Here is an 8,039-nt window from a genome sequence, read left to right as displayed (position 1 = left end):
CAGCGGGTTCGTGCCGCTGCGCCTCGCGGGCGGCCGAGCGCCGCTGGCGCCGGCGGTCCTGGCGGCGCCAGCCCTCGGCGCATGGACCGTGTGCCCGGCCCTGGCCGGCTTCGCGCTGGAGCCCGCCGCCGCAGCCGGNACAGCGGCCGCCGCGTCCGTCGTCACCTGGGTGGTCACCGGTCAGGGGGCGCTCTGGTCGGCGGACCCCGCCACCGTGGCCCAGGCCGTCGCCTCCGTGCCGGCCGCCCTGGCCTCGCCGGGCCCCTGGGCGGCCGCGGCCTTCTCGGCAGGGGCGGCGGCACTCGCCTCGGCCACGGGGCGCCGGGGGTCCGAGGGCACCGCGGCGGCGGGACAGGTGCTCGCGCTCGTCGTCACGCTTGTGGGCTGCTCCCTGGCGGGGGGTCTGGATTTTGGCGGGATATGGGGCGCACCGTCGGGCGCCCCCATGGGCCTTGCGCTAGGCTCTACGGTACTTATGATCGTCGCGATCACGTTGTTCGGGCCTCCCGAATTGCGTCGGGAAGGGNAAGACCGTGAANTTTCTTAACGTGTTCGAAGAACGTATAGCAGGCATCTTCGGATCGTCGTCCCAGGCCGCAGCACCCCTCTCCTTCAAGAAGCTCGCCAAGAAGGCCTCGTCGGAGATGGAGAACGAGACCTACGTCATCAACGGCGTGGACACCGCGCCGGCACTCTTCACCGTGCTCGTGTCGCAGGCGGACGACACCGCCATGCGCCCGCTCTACGCCAACCTCACCGAGGAGACGGCCCTGTTCCTGGAGGCCCACGCCCAGCGGCGCGGCTACACCTTCGTGGGCCAGCCCCTCGTGCGCTTCATGGTGGACCCCGCCCTCAAGCACGGGAAGTTCTCGGTCTTCGCCGAGAACGTGGACGCCCGCACGCTCGACCGCCTGCGCGAGGAGGAGCGCGCCTACACCGGCGCCCCCGCGGGCCAGTCCCGGCCCGAGCCCCAGGCCGCCGACCTCGACCTCGGACTCGGGCCCATCGGCACCCCGGCGGCCGACCCCTCCCAGGACGGCCTGGACGTCATGAGCCCCGACACCGTGCTCGACGTCGTGGAGGACGCCTACGCCATGGGACACGACCCTGCGGCGCCCCTGCCCGCCGGCTACCGCAGACCGGGCACGCCCGTACCCCCGGCCCAGCCCCGCGCCGGCTACATGGGCTCCGTCTCTCCGTCCGACGAGGTGCGCGCCCAGCAGGCCCGTGCCCGCCACGACGACCAGCGCCTCGCCGCGCCGGCGCCCGTCCCTGCCCCCGCGCCGGCCACCCAACGCCGCAACGTGCCCCTGGTGAACCCCCACGCCAACCAGCGCCCGACCTCCACGCCCGTAGGCGCCCTGCTCATCGACCGTCAGTCGGGCCGCACCTACTCCTGCACCTCCGACCGCTGCGTCATCGGCCGCGAGCGCACCACCGGCGGCATCGTCCTGCGCGACCCCAACGTCAGCCGGCGCCATGCCGAGCTCTCGCACCACGGGTCCGGCTGGACCATCACCGACCTCAACTCCACCAACGGCACGCTGGTCAACGACGTCGACGTCGACCAGTGCGCCCTTCGTGACGGCGACCTGATCACCCTCGGCCTCACGAACCTCGAGTTCCGGGAGGGCTGATGATCGACATCGTCCTGTTCGCGGGCCGTATCCTCNTGNTGGNGNTGCTCTACCTCTTCCTNTTCGCNGTCATGCNCNCCGGCATCGGCCTGGTGAAGGGGCAGCGCAAGGACTCCGCCATCTGGACCCTCGACCTCGAGAAGGGTCCCCGCAACCTGCGCGGCCTGCACGTGGACATGCTGGGGCCGGTGGTCATCGGCCGCTCCCCCAGCTGCGACATCGTCATCGACGAGNCCTTCGTGAGCGCCAACCACGCGCGCCTCACCATCCAGGGGCCCGCACTGGTCCTCGAGGACCTCGAGTCCACCAACGGCACCATGGTCAACGGCCGCACCGTGACCGAGCNNGTGANCCTGCGCGACGGCGACGACCTCCAGGTGGGGGACGCCGTCCTTAGGGTGAGCCGCCGATGACGGACGAGCAGCACCTGCCCGTGCCTGCGAGCGTCACCCAGGCCACGGCCCCCTCCCGACCCATGCTCGACCTCGAACGCAGGCCCGGATCGGACTCCGAGTCAGGGTCCGACCGGCGCCTCGCGTGGGGGTCCCGCTCGGACGTGGGCCTCATCCGCGACCACAACGAGGACTCCTACCTCTGCCGGCCGCCGCTCTTCGCCGTCTCGGACGGCATGGGCGGCCACGCCGCCGGCGAGGTGGCCAGCTCCATCGCCATCCACACCATCGCCAAGGAGGCGCCCGCCACGGCGGATTCCGCCCAGCTCGGCGCCGCCATCGAGGCGGCCAACATGGACGTCCTCACGGCCCCCGAGACCGGGCGGGGCCGCGAGGGCATGGGCTGCACCGCCACGGCGTGCATCATCGAGGACGACCGCATGGCCGTGGCCCACGTGGGCGACTCACGGCTCTACCTGCTGCACAAGGGAGCCCTCGTGCGCGTGACCCACGACCACTCCTTCGTGGAGGAGCTCGTGGACGCCGGCGAGATCACGGNCGACGNGGCCNGCGTGCACCCCTCGCGCTCCGTCATCACCCGCGCCCTGGGCTCCGACCCCGACATGTACGCGGACCACTTCACCATCGGCGTCGAGGCAGGCGAGCGTGTGATCCTGTGCTCCGACGGCCTCTCGTCCATGGTCACGGACGCCGAGATCGAGGACATCTNCGTCANCTCGGCGAGCCCCCAGGTCTGCGCCGACGCCCTCGTGTCGGCCGCCCTCATCGCCGGCGGCCACGACAACGTGACCGTCATCGTGGTGGACATCAGGAACGACGGCAAGGAGGACATCCGCCGCCGCGGCCGCCGCCGCGCGGTCCTGGCCTGGGNGGGCGTGCTCGCGGCCTCCCNGGCCGTGGNGGCCGTNGTGCTCTCCCTCTTCATCAACAGCACGTTCTACCTCGCCCCCTCCGGCGACACCGTGGGCATCTACCAGGGCATGGAGGGGGACTTCCTCGGAGTGCCCCTCTCCCACCTCGTGGAGGAGNCCGACGTCCCGGTGGCCTCGCTGCCCGAGGCCGTGCAGAGCCGCCTTTCCGAGGGCATCTCCGTGGAGTCCGAGGACAAGGCCCGCACCACGGTGGAGGACTACCGCCGCCANANCCAGGAGGCCGCCGACCAGGCCAAGGAGACGGCCGACACGCTCAAGAGCTCCGGCGACCAGGGAGGTGCCGCATCATGATGGGACACGTCTCCGCCTACGCCCAGGAGCGCCTCGAGCGCGGGGCCAACCGACGCACCACCGAGCTCCTGCTCCTCTGCGCCGGCGCCGTCCCTGTACTGCTCATCTACGCCATGTACGTGGTGGACACCGGCGCGACCCTCTCCTTCGAGACCGTGGCCGTGCCCATCTGTCTGTTCGCCGCCTTCGCCGCCGCGCACCTGGCCGTGCGCATGTTGGCCCCCGGGGCCGACCCGGCCATCCTGCCCATCGTCTTCGTGCTGTCGGGCATAGGCATCACGTTCGTCACACGCCTGGCGCCCACGCTGGCCATGAACCAGGTGACCTGGCTGTTCCTCTCGGTGGCGGCCATGGTGGTCACGCTGTTCGTGGTGCGCAACCTCGACGAGCTGGCCGACTACAAGTTCACCATCGGCATCATCGGCGTGGCGCTCATCCTGCTGCCCATGGTCTTTGGCACCGAGCAGGGCGGCTCCAAGTTGTGGCTCAGGCTGGGTTCCTTCTCCTTCCAGCCCGGCGAGCTGGCCAAGATCGCCATCGTCCTGTTCCTCGCGAGCTTCTTCGCAGCCAACCGCGAGCTCCTGAGCGTGTCGAGCCGCAAGATCGGCCCGCTCACCCTGCCGCGCCCGCGCATGCTCGCGCNGGTGCTCTGCATGTGGGGCCTGTCGCTGCTCATCGTGGTCTTCGAGCGCGACCTCGGCAGCGCCCTGCTCTTCTTCACCATCTTCGTGGTGATGATCTACGTCACCACGGGGCGCGCCAGCTACGTGCTCATCTCCGTAGCCCTGCTCGCCGCGGGCGCCGTGGGCTGCTACTTCCTGTTCAACCACGTGCGTGTGCGCTTCAACATCTGGCTCGACCCCTTCGCCGACGCCCAAGGCGGCGGCCTCCAGATCGNNCAGTCGCTCTACTCCCTGGCCGACGGNGGCCTCTTCGGCGCCGGCGTGGGCCGTGGCATGCCCCGCCTCATCCCGGTGGTTGAGTCCGACTTCATCTTCTCGGCCATTGGCGAGGAGATGGGCCTGCTCGGCGGCAGCGCCGTCCTCCTGCTGTTCATGCTGTTCGCCGTGCGCGGCTTCGCCACGGCGGCGCGCGCCAAGAGCGACATGGCCGCCTTCACCGCCACGGGCCTCACCACCTCGGTGTGCTTCCAGGCCTTCCTCATCGTGGCCGGCGTCACCAAGTTCATGCCGCTCACGGGCGTGACGCTGCCCTTTATGAGCCAGGGCGGCTCGTCGCTGCTCGCCAGCTTCATCATCGTGGGCCTGCTCCTGCGCTGCGGCGACCAGGGCACGGGCCACAACGTACTGGTGAGCGGCTCGGGCGTGGCCGGCTCCACCGTCACCCCCGCGCTCCACGCCAACGGCGTGTCGCAGGTGCACGACGCCCTCAAGGACAGCCCCTACGCCATGGTGAGCTTCGGTATGGAGNCACCCGAGTCCGGCGTACNCGGCCGCGTGGCCCTCTCGCACCGTCTCACGGCGCTCGTCACCTTCTTCACGGTGCTCTTCGCCCTGCTCATCGCCAACCTCACGTTCATCCAGGTCATCAAGGCCGGCGACTACCAGTCCATGCCGTCCAACAACCACACCATCGCCCGTTCGGCCAAGGTGCAGCGCGGCGCCATCATCACGTCGGACGGCGTGACGCTGGCGGAGTCGCTCAAGCAGTCCGACGGCACCTACGTGCGCAGCTACCCGGCCGGCAACCTGGCCGTGCACACCGTGGGCTACCTCTCCACCCAGTACGGCGCCACCGGCATCGAGAGCACCATGAACAACGCCCTCACCGGCCACGCCGACCACTCCAGCTGGCAGGGGGCCATGAACTCCCTCGCCGGCATCGAGCAGCCCGGCGACTCCGTGGTGCTCACCATCAACTCCAAGATCCAGCANGTGGCCGACGAGGCCCTCGCCGGCCGGGTGGGCGCTGTCGTGGTGCTCGACCCGTCCACCGGCGCCGTCCTGGCCAAGTCGAGCGCGCCCACCTACTCCTACGACGACCTCGCCGCAGCCATCACGGGGGCCAGCGGCAACGGCGCCCTCGTCGACCGCACCACCCAGGCCCTCTACGCGCCCGGCTCCACCTTCAAGGCCGTGACGCTCTCGGCCGCCCTCAACTCCGGCGCGTTCACGCTCGACTCCACCTTCGACGCCCCGGCCTCCATGGACATCGGGGGCGCCGCGGTGACCAACGACGGCGACCGCGAGTACGGCACCCTCACCCTGCGCGAGGCCTTCGCCGTCTCGAGCAACGTGGCCTTCGGCCAGCTTGCCGTGCAGGAGGGCGCCGGTGAGCTCGTNAAGTACGCCNANGCCTTCGGCTACGACGGCTCCCTGGGCCTGGACTTCTCGTGCATCCCCTCCGTCATGGCCAACCCCGGCGACATGGNCGAGTGGGAGACCGCCTGGGCCGGCTGCGGCCAGCCCGTGGGCGAGCACGCCAGCGCCAACGGGCCCCAGGCCACCGTCATGCAAAACGCCGTGGTGGCGGCCGCCATCGCCAANGGCGGCGTGGTCATGAACCCCTACGTCGTCGACTCCGTGCTCTCCCCCGAGGNCACCCAGNTCTCAAAGACCGNCCCCAAGTCGCTCGGGCAGGCCATCTCGGCCGACACCGCNCGAGAGGTCACCGACGCCATGGTCTCCGTGGTTGAGTCGGGCACCGGCGGAGCGGCGTCGCTGTCGGGCGTCACGGTGGCCGGCAAGACCGGCACCGCCGAGACCGGCAGCGGCATCAACTCGCTCTTCATCGGCTTCGCACCTGCCGACAAGCCCACCCTGGCCATCTCGGTGTGCATCGAGGGGTCCAACGACGCGGAGGCCCGCGGCGTGGCGACCTCGATAGCCGGCAAGGTCATCGCCCGGACCCTCCAGATCCAGGCGGCGGCATGATGGAGACGACCGCACCACCCACGCACCACTGACAGACATCGACGGCACCAGGCACAAACGCAGTTAAAACAGGACACCGGCAGGGCGCCCACATCATCTCGAGCACCACGGCCCCGGCACGTACGGAACAGGAGCGGAATATGCCAGAGCGGATCCTTGGCGGACGCTACAAGGTACAGGGAAAGATCGGCATCGGCGGCATGNCCANGGTGTACCGCGGGACCGACGAGGTCCTGGGGCGCACGGTGGCCATCAAGACCATGCTGCCGCAGTACGCGGCNGACCCCTCATTCGCCGCCCGCTTCAAGCAGGAGGCCCAGGCGGCCNCCGCCCTCCAGAGCCCCTACATCGTGGGCATCTTCGACTGGGNCAAGGACGGCGNCACCNACTACATCGTTATGGAGTACCTGCGCGGCACCGACCTCAAGAGCGGCATCCGCACCCACGGCGCCCTCGACTCGCGCAAGGTGGCCCAGATCGGCTCCCAGATCTGCCAGGCCCTCTCGGTGGCCCACAAGCACGACATCATCCACCGCGACATCAAGCCGCAGAACATCATGGTGCAGCCCGACGGCACCATCAAAGTCATGGACTTCGGCATCGCCCGGGCCAAGAACAGCCACCTCACGGCCGACAACTCCGTTCTCGGCACGGCCCACTACGTCTCGCCCGAGCAGACCCAGGGCAAGCCCCTCGGTCCTACCTCCGACATCTACAGCCTCGGCATCGTCATGTACGAGGCCAGCTGCGGCAAGGTGCCCTTCGATGGGGACGACGCCATCTCGGTGGCTNTCANGNAGNTCAACGAGCAGCCTGTGCCGCCATCGCAGGTCAACCCCAACGTGGACCCGCAGCTCGAGACCATCATCATGAAGTGCCTCATGAAGGACCCGCAGGCGCGCTTCCAGACCGCCGACGAGCTGCGCCGCGCCCTCACCGACTACCTGGCGGGCCGCGTGGTCTCGGTCTCCAACAACGCCACCACGATGATCCCGGCCGGCCCCACCAGCCGCATGAACCGTACCGGCGGTACCCAGCAGATGAACCGCGTCTCCAACCCCTCCGGCGCCACCCGCGTGGCCGCCAAGGTGGACAGCGACGACGAGGACGACGAGCCCTCGGGCGGCGGCACCGGCAAGAAGGTGGGCATCGTCGTCGGCGTGATCGCAGCCATCGTCCTCATCGGCGCCATCGTGTACTTTGCCTTGGGCAACCAGAACGCCACCCAGTCGGTGCCCAACTACATCTCCATGACCCAGGACTCCGCCGTGGCGGCTATCGAGCAGACCGACTTCTTCCAGGTAGGCTCGGTGACCCAGGAGTACAGCGACACCGCCGAGGAGGGCACGGTCATCGGCCAGGACCCGCAGTCCGGCACCCTCCAGGAGCGCGGCCCCAAGATCAACCTCACCGTGTCCAAGGGCAAGAAGCCANCCCAGGAGGNGACGGTGCNGCCCCTCGNCNACATGACCCCCGACCAGGCCCAGGAGGCCCTCTCCAAGCTCGGCCTCGTAGCCAAGGCCGGCGACTCCGTGTTCAGCGACTCCGTGGACAGCGGCCNCGTGGTAAGCCAGTCCCCCGCCGCCGGCACCACCGCCAAGGAGGGCGACACGGTGACCTACNGCCTGTCCAAGGGCAAGGACTCCAAGTCGGTGCCCGACGTGCGCGGCTACTCTGAGTCCAGCGCCACCTCTACCCTGCAGAACGCGGGCTTCGCCGTGTCGGTGGGCAACTCGGTCTACAGCGACTCCGTCGACGAGGGCTGCGTCATCTCGTACACCCCCAACGGCGAGCAGCCCGCTGGCACCACCATCTCGCTCACCATCAGCAAGGGCCCCAAGCCGGCCCCGCAGCAGCCCACCACCCCCACGA

At 69.8% G+C, this 8,039-nt stretch carries 4 protein-coding genes and 2 pseudogenes; 5 read left to right on the top strand and 1 reads right to left on the bottom strand.

Features of this window, described 5'->3' with window-relative positions; all coding sequences use genetic code 11:
* Positions 1-180: 180 nt before the first annotated feature.
* Positions 181-375 (bottom strand): hypothetical protein, encoded by a 195-nt coding sequence (locus JX283_RS07385; protein WP_204829997.1) that lies wholly within the window; start codon positions 373-375, stop codon positions 181-183.
* Positions 376-533: 158 nt separating this feature from the next.
* On the opposite strand from JX283_RS07385, the gene JX283_RS07380 reads away from it, so the two are divergent.
* The 5 genes and pseudogenes from JX283_RS07380 to pknB form a co-directional block, all read left to right on the top strand.
* Entirely contained in the window at positions 534-1,637 is a 1,104-nt protein-coding gene (locus JX283_RS07380) for a DUF3662 and FHA domain-containing protein (protein WP_204829996.1), read from the top strand.
* Positions 1,637-2,050: pseudogene (locus JX283_RS07375) on the top strand (FHA domain-containing protein). Before JX283_RS07380 ends, JX283_RS07375 begins: the two are co-directional and overlap by 1 nt.
* Entirely contained in the window at positions 2,047-3,273 is a 1,227-nt protein-coding gene (locus JX283_RS07370) for a Stp1/IreP family PP2C-type Ser/Thr phosphatase (RefSeq protein WP_204829995.1), read from the top strand. The pseudogene JX283_RS07375 and the gene JX283_RS07370 overlap by 4 nt, the downstream one beginning before the upstream one ends.
* Positions 3,270-6,167, top strand: a complete 2,898-nt coding sequence (locus JX283_RS07365; RefSeq protein ID WP_239652535.1) for an FtsW/RodA/SpoVE family cell cycle protein — start codon at positions 3,270-3,272, stop codon at positions 6,165-6,167. Before JX283_RS07370 ends, JX283_RS07365 begins: the two co-directional genes overlap by 4 nt.
* Before the next feature lie 140 nt (positions 6,168-6,307).
* A pseudogene (pknB, locus tag JX283_RS07360) lies at positions 6,308-8,039 on the top strand (Stk1 family PASTA domain-containing Ser/Thr kinase); the annotation flags it as partial.

The organism is Olsenella sp. CU969 (assembly GCF_905219715.1).
In the GTDB taxonomy this organism is placed as follows: domain Bacteria; phylum Actinomycetota; class Coriobacteriia; order Coriobacteriales; family Atopobiaceae; genus Granulimonas; species Granulimonas faecalis.
Note: the sequence above shows the minus strand (reverse complement) of the source record. Positions and strands in the feature narration are given on the sequence as shown.